Origin of the sequence: Parasphingopyxis lamellibrachiae, from assembly GCF_003385775.1 — a bacterium.
Lineage (GTDB): Bacteria > Pseudomonadota > Alphaproteobacteria > Sphingomonadales > Sphingomonadaceae > Parasphingopyxis > Parasphingopyxis lamellibrachiae.
Window position 1 is genome coordinate 1,711,541 of the sequence record NZ_QRDP01000004.1, and the last position, 19,320, is coordinate 1,730,860.

General features: G+C 56.5%; 16 protein-coding genes and 1 pseudogene. 9 read left to right on the plus strand and 8 right to left on the minus strand.

Going from position 1 to position 19,320, the window contains the following annotated elements:
• Window positions 1-241 precede the first annotated feature (241 nt).
• Both DFR46_RS08505 and dmeF read left to right on the plus strand, forming a co-directional pair.
• Window positions 242-520: a metal/formaldehyde-sensitive transcriptional repressor gene (locus DFR46_RS08505; RefSeq protein WP_116236059.1), complete on the plus strand. Its 279-nt coding sequence runs from the start codon at window positions 242-244 to the stop codon at window positions 518-520.
• Window positions 517-1,476 carry a CDF family Co(II)/Ni(II) efflux transporter DmeF gene (gene dmeF, locus DFR46_RS08510; protein ID WP_162843436.1) on the plus strand — a complete coding sequence of 320 codons (960 nt, stop codon included), beginning with the start codon at window positions 517-519 and terminating at the stop codon, window positions 1,474-1,476. The genes DFR46_RS08505 and dmeF overlap by 4 nt, the downstream gene beginning before the upstream one ends.
• 161 nt (window positions 1,477-1,637) lie before the next feature.
• Here the strand turns inward: dmeF and DFR46_RS15020 are convergent, their stop codons facing one another.
• The 8 genes from DFR46_RS15020 to DFR46_RS08550 form a co-directional block, all read right to left on the minus strand.
• Window positions 1,638-2,060 (minus strand): DUF3703 domain-containing protein, encoded by a 423-nt coding sequence (locus tag DFR46_RS15020; protein WP_116236060.1) that lies wholly within the window; start codon window positions 2,058-2,060, stop codon window positions 1,638-1,640.
• 252 nt (window positions 2,061-2,312) lie between these two features.
• Complete coding sequence (locus tag DFR46_RS08520; RefSeq protein ID WP_116237238.1) at window positions 2,313-3,209, minus strand: cation diffusion facilitator family transporter; 897 nt, start codon at window positions 3,207-3,209, stop codon at window positions 2,313-2,315.
• Between the two features lie 29 nt (window positions 3,210-3,238).
• On the minus strand, window positions 3,239-3,850 hold the full coding sequence (locus DFR46_RS08525) for a cation efflux transmembrane domain-containing protein (protein WP_116236061.1): 612 nt from the start codon (window positions 3,848-3,850) through the stop codon (window positions 3,239-3,241).
• Window positions 3,847-4,194 (minus strand): DUF190 domain-containing protein, encoded by a 348-nt coding sequence (locus DFR46_RS08530; RefSeq protein ID WP_116236062.1) that lies wholly within the window; start codon window positions 4,192-4,194, stop codon window positions 3,847-3,849. Before DFR46_RS08530 ends, DFR46_RS08525 begins: the two co-directional genes overlap by 4 nt.
• Window positions 4,195-4,223: 29 nt before the next feature.
• Entirely contained in the window at window positions 4,224-7,493 is a 3,270-nt protein-coding gene (locus tag DFR46_RS08535) for an efflux RND transporter permease subunit (protein ID WP_116236063.1), read from the minus strand.
• A gap of 28 nt (window positions 7,494-7,521) precedes the next feature.
• The gene (locus tag DFR46_RS08540; protein WP_162843437.1) at window positions 7,522-8,670 is read right to left on the minus strand and encodes an efflux RND transporter periplasmic adaptor subunit; all 1,149 of its coding nucleotides are present in this window, start codon (window positions 8,668-8,670) and stop codon (window positions 7,522-7,524) included.
• Between the two features lie 14 nt (window positions 8,671-8,684).
• Window positions 8,685-9,911, minus strand: a complete 1,227-nt coding sequence (locus DFR46_RS08545; protein WP_116236065.1) for a TolC family protein — start codon at window positions 9,909-9,911, stop codon at window positions 8,685-8,687.
• Window positions 9,912-9,970: 59 nt separating this feature from the next.
• On the minus strand, window positions 9,971-10,273 hold the full coding sequence (locus DFR46_RS08550) for a hypothetical protein (RefSeq protein ID WP_116236066.1): 303 nt from the start codon (window positions 10,271-10,273) through the stop codon (window positions 9,971-9,973).
• 292 nt (window positions 10,274-10,565) lie between these two features.
• On the opposite strand from DFR46_RS08550, the gene DFR46_RS08555 reads away from it, so the two are divergent.
• The 7 genes and pseudogenes from DFR46_RS08555 to DFR46_RS08580 form a co-directional block, all read left to right on the plus strand.
• Window positions 10,566-11,909 (plus strand): MFS transporter, encoded by a 1,344-nt coding sequence (locus DFR46_RS08555; protein WP_116236067.1) that lies wholly within the window; start codon window positions 10,566-10,568, stop codon window positions 11,907-11,909.
• 38 nt (window positions 11,910-11,947) lie between these two features.
• Entirely contained in the window at window positions 11,948-12,304 is a 357-nt protein-coding gene (locus DFR46_RS14690; protein ID WP_147297650.1) for a hypothetical protein, read from the plus strand.
• Between the two features lie 76 nt (window positions 12,305-12,380).
• Window positions 12,381-13,616: a TolC family protein gene (locus tag DFR46_RS08560; RefSeq protein WP_162843438.1), complete on the plus strand. Its 1,236-nt coding sequence runs from the start codon at window positions 12,381-12,383 to the stop codon at window positions 13,614-13,616.
• Window positions 13,616-14,866, plus strand: coding sequence for an efflux RND transporter periplasmic adaptor subunit (locus tag DFR46_RS08565; protein WP_116236069.1), 1,251 nt, complete (start codon window positions 13,616-13,618; stop codon window positions 14,864-14,866). The genes DFR46_RS08560 and DFR46_RS08565 overlap by 1 nt, the downstream gene beginning before the upstream one ends.
• 11 nt (window positions 14,867-14,877) lie before the next feature.
• Window positions 14,878-18,003, plus strand: a complete 3,126-nt coding sequence (locus DFR46_RS08570) for an efflux RND transporter permease subunit (RefSeq protein WP_116236070.1) — start codon at window positions 14,878-14,880, stop codon at window positions 18,001-18,003.
• A gap of 128 nt (window positions 18,004-18,131) precedes the next feature.
• The gene (locus tag DFR46_RS08575; protein ID WP_162843439.1) at window positions 18,132-18,959 is read left to right on the plus strand and encodes a class I SAM-dependent methyltransferase; all 828 of its coding nucleotides are present in this window, start codon (window positions 18,132-18,134) and stop codon (window positions 18,957-18,959) included.
• 143 nt (window positions 18,960-19,102) lie between these two features.
• Window positions 19,103-19,320 (plus strand): annotated as a pseudogene (locus tag DFR46_RS08580) (efflux RND transporter permease subunit); the annotation flags it as partial.

The window sequence follows — 19,320 nt, forward strand, 5'->3', positions numbered from 1 at the left end:
GTATCTGACGCTGGACGGAAGCGGGCATGCAGCTTTTCCGTCTTTCTCGAAACTTGCGACGTCCGCATATGGGTGGTGAACGATCAGTACACTCATAGGCAAGAACCGAAAATAGCGGGCGGTCTACACCAAGTAGTAGCGCGTATAATTCCGGCACATTGTGAGAAGATGATGCCGAATCTACTCGCACACCGTCTTTTGGGCTTTCTTCAAATGATAATATAGGGTAGCCCCCTATCCCATGTCTCATACTAGCACTAATGATAAAAAGCTGTTGGCGCGAGTGAAGCGCCTCAAGGGGCAACTCGAAGCCGTCGAGCGAGGCTTGGAAAACAAAGCGCCGTGTGGCGAGATACTCAATCTCGTGGCGTCAGTCCGCGGAGCCGTAAATGGTCTGACGGCAGAACTGATCGAGGATCATATCCGCGAGCATGTCTCAAATCCTGAAACGGACAGCGACCTAGCGCGCGCCCAGGGCGCTGCCGATCTTATCCAAGTTGTCAGGACATATCTCAAATGATCGCTTCCGACAGCGAGATGCGCAGCGGTCATGAGCATGATCACATATTCTTGGGCGATAATCACGAACGCAACGAGCGCCGGACGTGGTTCGTCATTGCGTTGACATCGATAATGATGGTTGTGGAGATCACCGCTGGGGCCATCTTCGGATCAATGGCGTTAGTGGCCGATGGATGGCATATGTCCACCCATGCCGCCGCAATGCTTATCGCTGCATTGGCCTATATATTTGCACGCAGAAACGCCAGAAATCCGCGCTTTACGTTCGGAACCGGCAAGGTAGGCGATCTTGCCGCCTTCGCAAGCGCGATCATCCTTGCACTGGTGGCTCTGCTGATAGGGTGGGAAAGCCTCGTCAGGCTGGCGAACCCGATTTCAATCAGTTTTCCGCAAGCCATTTTCGTGGCCGTTATCGGCCTCATCGTGAATCTTGTCAGCGCCTGGCTGTTACGTGAAGACCACGACCATCATCACGGGCATGGCCATCATGAACACGATCACCAGCACCAGCACGAACATCATGGCCGGGACCAGAATCTGCGTGCGGCCTATCTTCATGTTCTGGCCGATGCGCTGACATCAGTTCTTGCAATTATCGCCCTCGTGGCGGGCAGCATGTATGGATGGATTTGGCTTGACCCGGTAATGGGAATTGTTGGTGCGCTCGTGATTGCACGATGGTCGTGGGGTCTGATGCGCGACACCGGCGCGACCATGTTGGATTATCGACGGCCTAATGATCCGATCGAGGCAAAAATCCGTTCGGTAGTCTTGGAGGCAGGAGACCGGATCACCGATCTGCATGTCTGGCAGCTTGGCCCAGGTCATCATGCCGCTATTGTTGCCGTCGCAACAGAGAATGCCCAAAGCCCTGCGGCCTACCGTGACAGACTAGCCAAAGTCGCTGGACTTTCGCACATCACGGTAGAAGTGAGCCAGTTAGAGGTAGGTTGAAAGCTGTGCTATTTGGTCAATGCGTAGTGCTGGGATGTCAGCTTCAGGCAATGTCAGATTTTCGGTCTTCTGCCATACACTGGGTCGCAAGCGGATATGCCCAATATCTGGCCTGCCCCCCGAAAATTGAGCAAATGGCGAAGACTAGGCCCGTGTTCGAGTTAGTGTGACACTGCCAAAACAAGCAGCAACCCAATAAGTATCCAGGCCCTCAAGCGCTCAGCAACAGCGCTCCTGATGTCATAATGTGCCAATCGCGGAGATAGGTCCTCTGGTATTGGCATAGGTCGAATGGCTGAAACATCGGCACCGCCGGTATTCCCAATTGGAACCCAACCGAAAAGATATCCAGGAATGACGGCTAACAAGCGAAAAAGTTGGCCGACAATCTCTTTTATGTCTCCACGTATCATTCCTACTTGGAGCATCCACCAATGAGTGCGCATATGCGGAACAAAAAACCGTTGTCCGAGAATATGAGCGCGCTCAAGCCGATAAAAGGCAGCGTCAAACTCTCCCACCCGAAAATGCACGCGAGCGGTAGCGAATTCCCTTCGAAAACTCACCATTAGCTTGTTAGTCATATCGTCCCAGTCTCGTGTTCTGCCACTCCACCAATGACCTTAGTGCATCAAACTCGCCACAATGAGTTATGCAGTATACTTGGCATACTAGTCGTTTAGAAGCCAAAAGCGCTAGCTTGGCAACTCACTGTTCGTTCGTTCTTGTTTGTCCGAATCGACTGCTAATGGGGTACAATCATGTCAGCCAGATGCATGCGCGCCTAACCCAGACGGTAACCGAAAAATCCGTTGTCCGACGCAACATTCCATTCGTCATTGGTCGTGATTGGAGAGCATATCAGAATGGGGTGATATGAGATGCTCTTCGCATTCGGGTTCCAGACATGTTTCGAGCGTCGCGTGATGTATGGAGAAATCGACGGAGAGCATGTCCCGCACTCTCAATTTGACGTTCTCAAAGTCTGTTAGCGACCGTCCCAGAGGCACCAAATGCGCTTCGAGCGCACGTTCATGTTCGTGTAAATTCCAAACATGGACGTGATGGATGGTTTTTACACCGTCGACAGCTTCCAGCGCTTCTACGATACGGTCGAATTCAATATCGTCCGGCACCGCACCCATCAATAGCCGGATGGTTCGGGGCATGATCGAGAAACCCTGGTAGATAACATAGGCGGCTATCACCAAGGTCATGATGAGATCGGCGACATAGAGATCATATAAAATGATGAAGATTCCCGCGACGATAACTCCGACCGAGGCGAGCGCGTCGGACACGTTGTGCAGAAATGCGGCCTTGATGTTCAAACTTTTCTTCGAACCTGAATAAACCATAAGAGCAGTGACAATATCTACAATCAGAGCGACACCAGCGACGATAACCACGGTCCAGCCTTCAACCGGTTGAGGATCGATGAACCGGGTGACCGCTTCGATTATTAGATAGAAGCCGACGATGATGAGTGTGGTGAGATTAATGAGCGCGGCAATCAGTTCCGCACGCGCATACCCGAACGTCATCAACTTATCGGCAGGACGTCGCCCAATTCGGCGGGCGAATAGAGCCAAGCCAAGCGCTGCCGCATCGCTGAAATTATGAAGTGCATCCGCGATCAGCGCAAGCAAGCCGGAAACTATACCCCCCAGAATTTGGACGACCGTCAGCCCGATATTGACAATCACCGCCCAAATAAGGCGGCCATCGCTCATATTTTTGCTGCCGTGATCGTGTCCCGTGCTCAATGCGTGCTTCCTCTTTCGTCATGAATATCCTGATGCGCGTCGCGCAAAATTTCGATGCCGCCATAAATGGCAATACCGGCAACGGCGACACCAACGATCAGATCAGGCCAGTTCGCGCCCGTCATCATGACCAAGACGCCGGCGATGATGATGCCGCCATTTGCCACGAAATCGTTGAAACTGAACGTTGTCGCGGCGCGCAGGTTGACGTCCTTGTTCCGCAACCGTTTCAATAAGTAGAGCGAGAGTAAATTGACGACCGCAGCAATCGCGGCCATCGCAATCATCGTAATTCCGCCCGGTTCTGAGCCTTCAAGGAAGCGTCTGCAGGCGTCCAGGATTACGCCAGCGGCGAACAGCAGCAGCATGATGCCGGAAAAACGCGCGGCACCACGTTTCCATGTCCGCGGCCGCGTCATCGCCAACAGGCTCAGCGCGTAGACGATCGCATCCGACGAATTGTCGACACCGTTGGCGAGTAGCGCATTGGAATCAGCGACCACGCCTGTTCCGAAAAATCCGATCGCGATAGCGACATTGAGCGCGAGCACGACCCAAAGTGTTTTGCGCTTATCCTTGGAGCCGAGATCGAGATCGGCTGCACTCATGATCGTGAATCTCTCCAACCAGTCGTGACGATCTCGACCTGTGCGAGCGTCACAAGGCCGATTCCCCTCAGGTCTTCGAGCATGTTTAGAAAGGCCCGGAGATTTTCTTCGGAATCGACCAGCTCGATGACCATCGGTGGATTGTCGCCAATGCCGAGCGAATGATGCCTGTGAACGACCGATCCCGATGCGAAACCGGCCCTGCCACGCAGCACCGTGGCGCCGGCCAGGCCGGCCTTCCGGGCGCGGCTCACTATGACGTCCACCACCTCACCGTCGCCGTGCATCGCCGCGTCATCCGTGTAGATGCGTAGCAGCATGGCATCCTGCGATATCGTCATCATTCTTTCCTTTCGTTTTGCAGGCCTGGGCCTCAGGTTTGGTGACGGCGGGTCCACCGCGTGAATGGCAGTGCTGGCAGACTCGGCATCCGGCGCTTGAGCCGCGCGGTCCAATCGCCGCTTTCACGGCCAAGAATTAGACGCGTGACGGCAGGTAGAACGAACAGCGTCAACGCGGTCGCCGTAATCAATCCGCCGATCACGACAATTGCGAGCGGTTTTTGAACTTCGGCCCCGGTGCCTGTGGCTATCGCCATCGGTACGAAACCGAGCGAGGGCACTATCGCCGTCATCAATACCGACCGGAACCGCTCGACCGCGCCCTCGAAGATTGCTTCGTCGAGGGGCATATCTGCGTGCAATCGTCCCTGGATGCTGGTCATCATGACAAGGCCGTTGAGAACCGCCACGCCTGCCAGCACGATGAAGCCAACCGCGACCGAGATCGAAAAGGGCAACCCGGTGAGCGCCAGCGAGAAGATACCGCCCGCGATCCCGAGCGGAACGGTCGTGAATACAGCGATTGCCATGCGGACGTTTCCGAGCGCCATTACCAACAGTCCGAAAACGAGCAATGCAATAATCGGTACGACTACGCCGATACGTGCCTGAGCGGCCTGCAGGTTTTCAAATTGTCCTCCCCATTCCAGAAAGACACCCGGAGGCAGGTCAACCCGCTCGGCGATGCTCTCGCGGGCTTCTTCGACCAGTGAACCGACGTCACGACCGCGTACGTTGAGCTGAACAACAACCCGGCGCTGGCCGTTTTCCCGGCTGATCTGATTGAGGCCTTCGATCTCCGACAGAGTGGCAAGCGAGCGCAGCGGAACCGATGCCCTTCGGCCAAAGCCATTTTCAGGCAAGACCACTGGAAGCGCACCAATCGCATCGATATCGTCGCGGACTTCACCCGGCAAACGAACGACGATGTCAAACCGCCTATCGCCCTGAAAAACGATGCCACTCTCGACTCCACCAAGCGCAGCACTCACAGTTGCCGCTACTTCTTCGACTGTCAGGCCGTGCGCCGCGATCGCTGAACGATCAAACTGGACGTCGAGCGTTGGGAAACCCTCAGTTTGCTCGACCCGGACATCGGCGCTTCCTTCGATGTTCGAGAACACTCCTGCGATCTGATTGGCGATCGCGGTGAGCTGTTCGAGATCGTCGCCGAACACCTTGACGGCGACGTCGCCGCGTACGCCGGCGATCAGCTCGTTAAACCGCATTTCGATTGGTTGGCTGAACTCGAAATCATTGCCGATCAAGCCCGCCAATGCCTCCTCCATCTGTTCGACCAACTCAGCCTTTGGAAGGGAAGGGTCGGGCCATTCCTCCCGCGGGTGCAGGATGATGAAAGCATCAGAAATATTCGGTGGCATCGGATCGCTGGCCACTTCGGCCGTACCCGTCTTCGAATACATGTACCGGACCTGTGGGAAACGCGAGATCGTGCGTTCGATTTGCCGTTGCATCTCGACCGATTGGGCGAGCGAGGTAGATGGAATCCGGATCGACTGAACCGAGAGATCCTGCTCGTCGAGCTGCGGCATGAATTCGCTACCGAGAAAGTTGAACACGCCAAGCGAAAAGGCGAAGATTGCAAAACCGACTATCGCCGTGCGTTTGGGGAAGGCTAGTGCCTTACGCAGGGCGGGCTCGTATTTGCTTTTGGCCCAGCTCACGGGACGGACTTCCTTCTCGGCCACGCGTCCGCGAATGAGCAGCGCGAGCAGCGCAGGAACGAGCGTCAGCGAAAGAATGAAGGCGGAGGCTAGCGCAAGCATGACCGTGATCGCCATCGGTGAGAAGGTTTTCCCCTCGATACCCTGGAATGTCAGGAGCGGGACAAACACAAGCAGGATGATCGCTTGGCCGAAGAGCGAAGGCCGGATCATCTCGCGGGTCGAGGCGATAACCTCTTCCAGCCTTTCGCCCAGCGTCAGCAACCGTCCTTCTTCATGTTGTCGGTTTGCCATTCGGCGGAGGAAATTCTCGACTATAATCACACTACCATCAACGATCAGCCCGAAATCGAGCGCGCCTAAACTCATCAGATTGCCCGAGACGCCAAAGCGATTCATTCCGATCGCCATCATCAGGAAGGACAGCGGTATGACGAGCGCAGTGATGATCGCCGCCCGGAAATTGCCGAGCAGCAGAAACAATGCGACGATGACGAGCAAAGCGCCTTCGGTGAGGTTTCTTTCAACCGTAGAAATCGTCGCGTTGACGAGTTTCGAGCGATCGAGGACGATTTCAACCTCAATGTCCTGCGGCATCGATTCGCCGATCTCCGCCAAACGTTCGCCGGACGAAGCAGCCACCGCACGGCTGTTCTCGCCCAGCAACATTAAGGTGGTCCCGACGACAACCTCATTGCCGTTTTCTGTCGCCGCGCCGGTACGAAGATCACCCCCATTGGCAACGGTTGCAACGTCGCGAACGCGCACGGGAATTCGTTCGCGGTGCGCAATGATGGCATTCTCTATCTCGTCGATCGTGCGAATGCGCGCGTCGGCGCGGACCAGGAATGCCTCGCCGCCGCGTTGTACAAAATTGGCGCCTACCGAAAGGTTGGTTCTTTCAAGCGCCTCGGCCAGATCGTCGAATCCGATCCCGTAGGAGGCGAGCCTCGCTGGAGAAGGCGTGACCACGAATTGACGCGCATAACCGCCGATCGAATCGACGCCGGCTACGCCCGGCACGTTGCGCATCTGCGGACCGATGACCCAATCCTGCAAGGTTCTCAGATAGGCGGCCCGCGACACTTCGTCGGTAAGTCGTTCACCCTCCGGCGTCAGATAAGAACCGTCAGGCTGCCAACCCGGTCCGGTACTTGCCTCGCCGTCTCCTGGCTCGGCATAGCTGACCGTCCACATCAACACTTCGCCTAAGCCCGTGGAAACCGGCCCCATCGCCGGTTCAGCACTGTCGGGTAGATTCTCGCGGACAGTTGTCAGTCGCTCGGCCACTTGTTGGCGGGCAAAATAGATATCGACATCATCGTCGAATATCGCGCTGACTTGCGAAAAGCCGTTGCGTGAAATCGAACGGGTCGTCTGCAGGCCAGGAATACCAGCGAGGGATGTTTCCACCGGAAACGTCACTAACCGTTCGATGTCGAGCGGAGCCAACGACGGATCGATCGTATTGATCTGAACCTGGTTGTTGGTGATGTCGGGTACTGCATCGATCGGCAGCCTGACCAGATTGTAGATGCCCAATGCCGCGACTGCTGCGATGAGAAATACGACGATAAATCGATTGCGAACAGAGAGTTCGACAAGACGCGCGATCATGACTGCGGCTCCAAATTAAGTTTGTAAGTCAATGTTCCGCCTCTCCGCGCCCGAGTTCGGCTTTGAGGAGAAAGGCGTTACGGCCAGCAATGCGTGTTCCGGGGGCGATGCCCTCAACAATCTCGACACGATCTCCGCTGCGCGCGCCGGTCCGGATGGGTTGGGCACGAAAGCCCTCGGGAGTCCTAACGAACACGACGTCGCGGCCCTCGATCGACTGCACGGCCTCGGAGGGGACGACCAAAACAGATGATCTTGTACCATCGGCTCGCGGGCGGATACGCGCGCGAACATATTCACCTGGCACCAAGTCGGCGTTCGCCCCAAGAGATAACACGATGATCGCAGCCCGGTTCTCCAAGTCCGCGGCCGGTGTGACGGCAAGAACCCTTGCAACAATCTCTCCTTCGGGCGTTTCGACGCTTGCCGGATCGCCCGGCGCGATTTTGCGAGCATCTTCTGGAGGTACGGCCGCTTCGATCTGAATCTGGTTCGGATCGGAGATACGGAAAAGCTCATCCTGCGGCGTGACATAGGAACCAAGAACTGCCGGCGCAGCCGTCACTCTACCGCTGATCGGAGACCGGATGGCTATGAAGCGGCCAGAAACGCTTGATGCCGAGGCGGCTTGCCGTGCCCGATCGGCCTCTGTGACAGCCTGTTGAAGTTCTGAGCGGGCCGTCTCAAGATCGGCGCGCGCCGTCACGCGCTCCTCAAACAGCCTCCGTTCACGTTCATAGCGTGTCCGAGCGAGTTCGGCTCGCGACGCAGCTGACGACACGTCGGAACTTATCGCGGCGGCTTCGCGGCTTTCAATCGTCGCGACGACCTCCCCCCTGTCAACGGCATCGCCCAGGCGCTTGTTGATGCGCGATACGCGCCCCTCTGCGCCGGCGCTAAGCACCGCGTGTCCCTGCGGTGAGGGTACGACACTGCCCTGCGCGATGATCTCGGCATCGAGCGAACTAGCCTCTACCGAAATAATCTCGATATCGGATGTGCTGATCTGGTCTCCGGTGAGGCGAACGACCCCTTCTTCTTCGGCGTGACTTTCTTCACTTTCACTGACGGTCGGCGCCGTTTGCTCCCACCCAAAGCCAGGTGGGAACATCACGGCAATGACGAGGGCAGCCATGACGACGGCGACGAATGCTCCGATGATATATTTGTTCTTCATAACTAGGGCTTCCTTCATTGTGCCGTCACGCGGGCCAGGACTGCGGTGGCGGTATCCCGAGCCTCTCTCGCATCGATAAGGGCGTTGAGCGCCGCGTCGCGCGCTTCGGTGGCGTCGAGCAGTTCGATCAGACTGAAACGTCCGGCCCGATAACCGATATCGGCCAGCCGCAGCGCCTCCTCGGCTTGCGGAACCGTTCGGTTTTCGAGCGTTTCAACACGCTCATCAGCGGCTGCCAAAGTAGCGCGAGCGCTGGCAATACCTCGCACTGACTCGACGACAAGCAGTGATCGCTGGGCTTCGGAGACTCTCGCGGCTGCCTGGGCAGCGGCGATGGCCCCTTGATTGCGATTGCCGAAAGGCAGTGTGAACGATGCGCCGGCGACGAAGCCCCGCGCATCGGCTTCCTCGTTGCGGCGTATTCCGGCCGAGAGCGTCAGATCGGGCGTGCGCAGCGAGCGCTCCCGGTCGATAATGGCTTGCGCGGCAAAAACCTCAGCGTCTGCGAGCCGAATCGCAAGTAGGGACAGCGGTTCGACAGGCACCGAACGTCTATCTAGTGAAATGGACGTTTCATCGACTTGTGCGGGCGGCATCGGATCGCCCCAGAGCGCGGCCAGCGAGCGCCGGGCGTTCTCGTCTTCGGCGCGCCGCTCGGCCAGTTCCGCTTCCGCTTCGCCGAGATTTGCTTCTGCCCTCAACCCTCTGAGCGGCGGGTCACGGCCCACATCGACCAGTACACTGGCAATGCGTGCCAGCTCTCGCGAGCGCTCCAACGCCTGCTCAGCGAGCCGCAGTCGCTGCCGGGCAGCGACTGCATCGACGAAGCGCTGCCGGACCGACAGAATCAGGTCCGCCCGCGCGATCTCTGCCCTGATCGCCGCGACGCTCGTTTCGGCGCGTGCCGCTTCGACACGCGTGCTTCTCTTACCGCCAAGTTCAAGCCGCTGACCAATGGCCAGCGTGGTTTCAGTTGACCGAAAATCTCGGAACGGGCCGGTTCCGACTACATTTTCGATTTCCAAAGAAATTTCGGGATTTGGCCGCAGTCCCGCCTGCTCCTGGTTGCCGCGTGCAATATCGACCTGCGCTTCGGCCACATCGACGGATGGTGATGCGCCAGCAAGCTCCAAGGCTTGGGAAAGTGTAAGAGATTCATCCTGCGCGGATGCGGCAGGTGCCACGACTATTGCGAGTAGCGCACCCAATAAGGGGCGCTGACACGCGCGTATTACTGACATTTGGGAAACTCCTGATCAACAAAGGAACGCGCCGCATCAAGCAGCACGGACGTCATTGATCAGGCGCGTGGAGGACGCTTTAGAAGATTGGGATCGGTATCGGTTAGATAGTCATCATTGGAGAGCAAGACACCAATCGAACCAGCCATCGTCTGCGATGCTTTCGTAGGTGTCGCCGTGGCTTGTTGTCCGTGATGACAATGCCCGTGGGCGCAAACCCCGTGCTGATCGGCCGAGCGATTTTCATCTTTTGTCGGAGACTGCAGATCAACGAATTCGACCGAAATCGACATTTCGAGTTCCGTACCACAGGCGGTGGCTTCAATTGCGCCGCCAAACATGGTCGCGATCAGCACAAGCAAGCCGACGCTTGCTTGTCTGAAAGAACGAAAGCTATTCCAAGATCGACGATTCGGCACGGCCAGCTGTCTAAGAGCGGATGGTCGTCTTGTCATCCCTTATTCGAAGCTAATGGATTGGACGTAATAACGTCTCAATCGTCGATATAATTGTTGCGGTTGCGCGATCGCATCAAACTGCCATCTTGAATCTGGCGAAATGATTGAAGCGCCGAACAGCTAATTCATGGTAGTCAGTATTGTATTGCCTAAATAACGCAATCCACGCTGCAACTGAGTCCTGCGAGAATAATTGATGCTATCGATCCTCCGCAATCGTACTTACCGTCACCTGTTCCTGGCGCAGATAATAGCCCTTTTAGGGACAGGTCTTGCTACGGTGGCCTTGGCGCTACTGGCCTACGAACTTGCCGGAGGTGCCGCCGGTGCGGTGCTCGGAACGGCGCTAGCGATCAAAATGATCGCCTATATCGGTATTGCTCCGATCGTCGGCGCGTTTGCCGATCAACTACCGCGACGCTCTTTGCTGATCGCCATGGATGTCGTTCGGGCTAGCGTCGCGATCGTTTTGCCGTTCGTCGATCAAATTTGGCAAATCTACCTCCTCATTTTCATCATGCAGTCGGCTTCGGCGGCCTTCACGCCGACCTTTCAGGCAACCATTCCAGATATCCTACCTGACGAGCGCGACTATACGAGAGCGCTTTCTCTGTCGCGCCTCGCTTACGATACTGAAAATTTGGTGAGTCCCATGCTGGCGGCCGCACTGCTGTCGGTAATGTCATTCCACTGGTTGTTTTCGGGAACAGCGATCGGATTTATCGCCTCGGCGCTTCTTGTTTCGACAACCGTTCTGGAGCGCTCGCGTTCGACCGAACCACGCAAGGGCGGTATATATACAAAAACGACGCGTGGGATGCGTATTTATCTGAAGACACCCCGGCTCCAAGGGCTTTTGGCGCTCACTCTGGCGGCTGCTGCGGCAAGCGCCATGGTCATCGTAAACACCGTCGTAATTGTCCGCGACATTCTGGGCTTGGGGCAGCGAGACGTCGCCTTTGCCTTCGCGGCCTATGGCGGCGGTTCGATACTTGCTGCTCTTATACTGCCTCGGCTACTCGATCGAATTTCCGACCGAACGATCATGATCGGAGCGGCAGCATCGCTCAGCGTAGGTCTGGCTGGATTGGCTGTCGGGTTACCAATCGCTGGCTTGGCGTGGCTCTGGCCGACGCTGTTAGGAGGATGGTTTATTCTGGGCATTGCCTATTCCATGAGCGTGACCCCGACCGGCCGACTATTGCGCCGTTCGGCAAATGCCGAAGACAGGCCTGCGCTGTTCGCAGCGCAATTTGCCTTGAGCCATGTCTGCTGGCTCATCGCGTATCCGGTTGTGGGATGGCTGGGCGCCGAGGTCACGCAAGAAGCAGCATTAGGTAGTATGGCGATACTCGCTGGGTTTGGTTCGGGCCTCGCACTTTGGCTCTGGCCTCGCCATGATCCCCAGATAATAGCTCATAGTCACGATGAATTGGCTCCCGATCATCCGCATTTGCAGAAGGATCATGGAGAGAACCGGATCGCCAGCCATCCCTATGTCATCGATGAACTTCATGAGCATTGGCCAAATCGCGTTTGATCTTGCGGCCGAGAAAAACCGATGTTAGGCGCACATCCATGGTTCGCATCTTGGCTTTCTTTTTAATCATTGGGTTGTTGGCATCGCACGGCTCCATAGGCGTTGCAGCAACTCATGGGCCTGATGATCATGGCCATGATCATTCGACGGCGTCTGAAAGTGATACAATTGGCTTTGCAGCTTTTTCTGAAGCACTTGGCAAAGATAGTCGAGATATTGACACCGACGATCAACAATCGACACTAGGCCATGCCCACCTGACGGCCGATGGAATGAATGGCGTCTCTGATGTTGGACAGGTCTTTTTCGGTCCTGCACCTCAGATCGTTGCGGCGCTAGGCTACGCGTTGCCGTCTCTGGCGACCGCCCCACTTCTTGAGCCACCATTAGCCTGACTGGATAGCTGCACAAGTCCGCACCCAAGAAACGTTTCTGGGTGCAATCCAGTCAAGGATAATTTCCATGTTAAATTTGGCACGCGCCGCAATCCTTGCGGGCGTCACGCTGGCTACACCAGCCTTATCTGAAACCATAACGCTAGAGAACGCCATTGCGCTTGCGCTAAACCAAGCGCCTGAGGCAGACGCAAATGCCGCTCGGCTTGAAGCTTTGCGAGCGGCTCGTGCGCAGGCAGGTGTTTCCCCAAATCCGACAGTAGAGCTTTATGGCGAAAATTTACTGGGGACCGGTCAAAATCGGTTTGTAGACGGTGCCGAAATCACGGCCAGCTATGCTCAAACTATCGAGCGCGGTGGAAAGCGGGAAGCCCGCGTTACGCTTGCTAGCCGCGAGATTGATGTCGCGGAAGCCGAAGCGCTCGTGCAAAGACTTGATATCGCTCAGCGCGTGCAGACCGCTTATGTCGAGGCGATGACCGCGCAAGCGATGGTCGAAGTCACTTCAGAACAACTTCGGCTCGCCCGGGCACTGGAAGTCGAAGTAAACCGGCGCGTCCAAGAGGCACGTGATCCTCTCTTCGCTGGCACGCGTGCGGCTACGCGCGTTGCTGAGGCCCAAGTTGATTTTGACCTTGCCGAACATGCACGGTCTGCCGCGCTGACGAGACTGGCGGCGTTGTGGGATAGCTCGTCGGAAGACTTGACGGTCGACAACGACGCTTTCTTTGAGCTGGGAACGTCGGGAGATTTGCAATCTCGCCCGTCCGTGGCCGATCTGCGCGTCTACGAAGCGCGTGTAAGGCGAGCTGAGGCTGCCATCGAATTGGAGCGCGCTCGACGCGTGCAGGATCCAACGGTGCGTGGCGGCGTCCGCTATCTCAATCAATCACGCGAATTTGCGCTGGTAGTAGGCGCCTCTATCCCGCTCGGCAGGAACGACACCAATCGCGCCAATATCGCGCGCGCCATCGCGGAACGCCGTCAAGCGGAAGCCAATATCGAAGTTGCCCGAGTGGCGAGACTAAGAGCGGTGCGATTGGCCCACGAACGAGTAGAAGAGACGCGCCTCGAGGCCACGGCTATTTTGCAGCGGGTATATCCCGGTGCGCAGCGGACGCTGGAGCAGGTGCGCGAAGGTTTCGCTCGCGGCGGCTTTAGGCATGTCGACATCGACGAAGCGCAAACACGGCTTGGCGTGGTTCGAGAGCGAATAGTCGACGCTGCCGCCGAATATCATCGGGCTCGGGTAGAGTTGGACCGGCTGACAGGCCGTTTCGCCGCACCGCTGCCGCTAGAGGAGAATCGCTAATGCATATCCCCCTGTTGCGTCGCCTAGTGCTGACCGTTGGACTGATCGTTTCTCCTGTGCTGCTATCCAGCTGCGGCTTGACGTCCGATACGGAGGTCGCAGGCGAAGAAGCCGAAGCGGATTATGAACGCGGCCCCCATAACGGTCGAATGCTCCGCGATGGCGATTTTGCTCTTGAGATTACCATAGCCGAGGACGGCGTTCCTCCCGAATTTCACATTTACCCCTTTCTGAACAACGAGCCACTCGATCCCAGCCAAGTTGAATTGAACGTAACGCTCAGTCGGCTGGACGGTGAGGTCAATCGTTTCGCTTTCGCACCGCAGCAGGATTATCTACGCGGTAATGGCGTAGTCACCGAGCCGCATTCGTTCGATGTTGAAGTGCTCGCTACTTATACAGGTGAACGTCATAGCTGGAGCTATGAAAGTTACGAAGGGCGAACCTCGATAACGGCCGAGGCTGCACGCGAGGCAGGTATCGAGATCGAAGAGGCCGGTCCCGCAACGTTGGACCAAACCATCGACCTGACAGGCCGGGTTCAGCTTGCTCCGGGCGCGCAATCCGAAGTGGGGGCACGCTTTCCGGGCAGGGTGATGGCGGTGATGGGAAATGTTGGCGACCGGGTCGGCGCCGGAACCTTGCTCGCCCGCGTCGAGAGCAGCGAAAGCCTGCAAACATATTCAGTCACCTCGCCCAGAGCGGGCATCATACTCGAGCGACACACCAATGTCGGCGATGTGACGGGCAGTGACCCCATCTTCATCATTGGCGATCTCGCAGATGTGTATGTCACGTTCCCTATTTACCCCCGCGACCTGGAAAGGGTTCGCCCAGGCCAGCAAGTGATTGTCGAGAGCTTGGTTGGCGATCACGCAAGGACCACTACGATTGGCGGATTTCTACCACTTGGCGATGCGACGACGCAGACGATCACTGCGCGCGCGCCGCTTCCAAATCCAGACGGCTATTGGCGCGAAGGAATGGGGGTGACTGGCAGACTCACCATATCGCGCCGCCGCGTTCCGCTCGCGGTCAGAACCAGCGCGCTGCAAACGTTTCGTGATTTCACAGTCGTTTTCGCCAAAGTCGGCGACACCTACGAGGTACGGATGCTCGAACTTGGTCAACGAACTCCGGAATGGACCGAGGTTTTGAGCGGCATCGTGCCCGGCCAGGCATATGTCACCGAGGGTAGTTTCATCATCAAGGCCGACATCGAAAAAGCTGGCGCAAGCCACGACCATTAGGAGACCGAGCCATGCTCGAACGCATTATCCGGTTTTCGATCCGGCAACATTGGTTGATTTTGGCCTTAGTGCTCGGACTTGCCGCGCTGGGCATATACAATTTCAGCCGATTGCCGATCGATGCCGTACCTGACATCACCAACGTCCAGGTTCAGATCAACACCGAAGCGCCTGGCTTCTCCCCGCTCGAAGCCGAGCAACGCATCACCTATCCGGTAGAGACCGCAATCACTGGTCTTCCCGGTCTCGAATATACACGATCGACGTCCCGCTATGGCTTGAGCCAGGTGACCGTAGTTTTCGAAGACGGCACGGACATCTATTTCGCGCGCCAGCTTGTTAACCAACGGCTGCAAAGTGTGCGCTCGCAGCTGCCGGAAGAGGTTGAACCGGAGTTGGGGCCAATTGCAACCGGCCTTGGCGAGATCTTCATGTATACGGTCGAACCTGAGGCGGGCGCGCGAAAGCCCGACGGCACCGCCTATACTCCGCAGGATTTGCGGACACTTCATGATTGGGTCGTCAGGCCACAATTGCGGAATGTGCCTGGCGTTACCGAGGTCAACAGCGTTGGCGGCTACCGCAAGCAATATCATGTAACGCCCTATCCCGCGCGGCTTGTTGCCTACAATCTCGACGTAACCGATGTCATCGAGGCGCTGGAAAATAACAACGCGAACGTTGGCGCGGGTTATGTCGAACGCTCCGGTTCGCAATATCTAATTCGGGTGCCAGGACAAGCTGAAGACGAAGCTGACCTTGCGAGCATAATTGTAGCTGAACGTAATGGCATCCCGATACGGATTGCCGATATCGCCGATGTCGTGATCGGCAGCGAAATGCGCAACGGCGCGGCGACCAGGGATGGCCGTGAGGTGGTGCTGGGTACGATTTTCATGCTCGTTGGTGAAAACAGTCGCGACGTATCGATAGCGGTTTCGGAGCGACTCGAAGAGGTCAATCTCTCGCTGCCCCCCGGAGTCGTGGCACGCGCCGTTTACGATCGTTCGACTCTGGTTGAGGCGACAATTGAGACGGTTCAAAAAAACCTTCTGGAAGGCGCACTGCTCGTTATTGTGGTGCTGTTCCTACTACTGGGCAATATTCGAGCCGCGCTTATAACTGCCGCCGTTATCCCGCTTGCCATGTTGCTGACAATAACTGGGATGGTCGAGAACCGTATCTCCGGCAATCTCATGAGTCTCGGCGCGTTGGATTTCGGACTGATCGTCGATGGAGCCGTTATCATCGTCGAAAATTGTTTGAGACGGTTCGGTGAAGCCCAACGTTCTCTTGGCCGGCTATTGACCCGCGACGAGCGATTCGCGCTTGCCGAAACAGCAAGTGCCGAGGTGATTAAACCGAGCATCTTTGGCATTTTGATTATCACGATCGTCTATGTGCCCATTTTTGCGCTGACCGGTGTCGAAGGAAAGACGTTCCATCCGATGGCGTTCACGGTAGTCATCGCGCTCATCTCTGCAATGCTGCTTTCACTGACGTTTATCCCAGCAGCGATCGCGATGTTTGTTACCGGAAAGGTGCAGGAAAAAGAAAATCGCGTGATGCGTTGGGCGCATGACCGGTATGCGCCCGCTCTCGATTTTGCGTTGAGGCATGGCAAGGCGATGATTGCAGGAGCGATCGCCTTGGTGCTGCTGAGCGGTATCGGGGCAACCCGCTTGGGTTCTGAGTTTATTCCGCAGCTCGATGAGGGGGATATAGCACTTCATGCTCTCAGGATTCCTGGCACCAGCCTGACCCAAGCCGTCGAGATGCAATCCGCGCTTGAGCGGCGCATCAGGGAATTTCCGGAAGTGCTGGAGGTATTCGCCAAGATCGGCACGGCTGATGTTGCTACCGATGCTGTGCCGCCCAGCGTCGCAGACACCTTTATCATCATGCGTCCACGCTCCGAATGGCCCGATCCCAGAAAACCCAAGGCGCAGCTCGTCGAAGAAATGAATGCTGCTGTGCAACAGGTGCCAGGATCGCGCTACGAGTTCATCCAGCCCATCCAGATGCGGTTCAATGAACTGATTGCAGGCGTTCGCTCCGATGTGGCGGTGAAGGTGTTCGGCGACGATCTCGACCAGTTGGCGACCACTGGCGCAGAGGTATTGTCGGTCGTGCAAGGCGTGGAGGGCGCCCAAGACGCGCAAATGGAGCAAGTGACCGGGTTGCCATTCATATCGGTCCGGCCAAACCGCGCGGCGCTGACGCGATACGGCCTCAATATCGCTGACGTCCAACAGATCGTCTCGACGGCCATGGGCGGGACGCAGGCCGGGCAGATATTCGAGGGAGACCGGCGTTTCAACATTGTCGTTCGGCTACCCGAAACTATTCGAAATGACCCCACCATATTAGAACGATTGCCGATTCGATTACCCGGACGTGGCGACGCCATTCCGCTAGGCGAAGTGGCAACAATCGAGGTCACTGTCGGCCCGAATCAGATCAGTCGCGAAAATGGTAAGCGGCGAGCGGTCGTAACCACTAATGTGCGCGGAAGAGATCTCGGCTCGTTCATAGAGGAACTAAGATCGGACATAGATGCCGAGGTTGATTTACCCGAAGGATATTGGGTCGAATATGGCGGTACGTTCGAGCAGCTGCAGTCAGCATCGCAGCGGCTTTTCATCGTCGTTCCGCTGGTGTTATTGCTGATCTTCGGTTTGCTGTTCACGCTTTTCCGATCAGTCAAGGATTCGGCAATCGTCTTTACCGGTGTGCCATTAGCTCTCACCGGAGGCGTACTCGCCTTGCTTTTACGCGGCATTCCAATGTCGATTTCCGCTGGTGTCGGGTTTATCGCGCTGTCGGGCGTTGCCGTGCTGAACGGCTTGGTGATGCTGACTTTCATTCGAGCGCTGAGGGAAGATGGCCGCCCATTGTTGGAGGCCATCCGTGAAGGCGCGCTGTCTCGGCTTCGCCCGGTTCTTATGACAGCGCTGGTGGCAAGTCTGGGGTTCGTTCCGATGGCACTGAACGTTGGGCCTGGATCGGAAGTGCAACGGCCTTTGGCAACCGTGGTCATCGGAGGCATTATCTCCTCTACAATCCTGACGCTTCTGGTTTTGCCGGCTCTTTATCAAATGTTTCATGGGCGCAGAAAGAGATCCATTGAGCAATAGAACACGCCAATTTTCCGACCTATCGGACAGGTGCGTTCAATGAATGGATTTATGCGTCTGCGAAAACTTGATCTCTCGGATGCTGCATTGCTGCCACCGATCCGCGTCCACAAGACGCCAACCTGTGGATGCTGCAACGCCTGGGACATGACGCGCAACGGCGATCACTACGATTTGGGCCAACAATAAGAACAGAAAGCGTCGGTAAAAAGAAGGAACATGACATGGCACAGTCAATAGCGTCCCGGGTCCGAAGATCATTCGCGCGCAACGGCGTCTGGGGAACGATCAAGCTATCCCTCTACAATTTGGCGATCCTTGCGGCTGGCCGTGCACAAGAGCATCGCTATGTGCATGATCGAAGTTTCGATCTCCAATATGGGGTCGATACCGGCGGTGTTGTCGAGCTGGATGAGATGGAAAACCCGGCAGGTCCCCTCGAAAATGCCGGTCGCTATGAGGCCATCGATCCGGCCTGGTTTGACGATCTGATCTTGAAAACAGGCATCAAAAATGTCGAAGAATTTCAGCTCCTCGACGTTGGTTCTGGTAAGGGACGCGTATTGATGCTCGGTGCATTGGCGGGATTTAGAAACATGATCGGCGTGGAGATCGACGAAGGTCTGCATTCTTCAGCTATGAGCAATATGGAAACGTTCAACAAACGTGTTCCTCATGCCGATTTTGTTTTGCACAATGTCGATATTCGCGACTTCGACATCCCGCTCGGTCCTATGTTGTGTTTTGCCAATAATCCCGTTGGCCAACCGCTCTTCCAGCAGTTCGTGACGAAGATCGCAGAGTCGCTTTCCGCTCATCCCAGGATGTTCGTTTTCGTCTATCTGCATGCCAACCATACGGAAGCTTTTTCACGAAGAAATTGGGCCGAAATCGATTCCGGTCATGTGGACGATTCAAACAAGCATCCTTATTCTATCTACAGCTGGACATCCTAAGTCGCTTAAAGGCAGCTTATTTGGCCGCGCGGCGGCGCTTTCGCCGCCGTCGCCAAGCGTAATATCCTAGCCGGCTGGGAAACATGACAAACCCGGTGAAGATGATCACAAGTCCAAGAAAAGTGGTGCCTATCAGTAGCGGCGTGTTGAACGGCCTTGTCATGCTTACCTTCATTCGGGCACTCAGACACGATGGCCGCCGATTGTTGGAGACCATCCGCGAAGGTGCGTTGACTCGTCTTCGCCCGGTTCTCATGACAGCGCTGGTGGCAAGTCTGGGGTTCGTTCCGATGGCACTGAACGTTGGGCCTGGATCGGAAGTGCAACGGCCTTTGGCAACCGTGGTCATCGGAGGCATTGT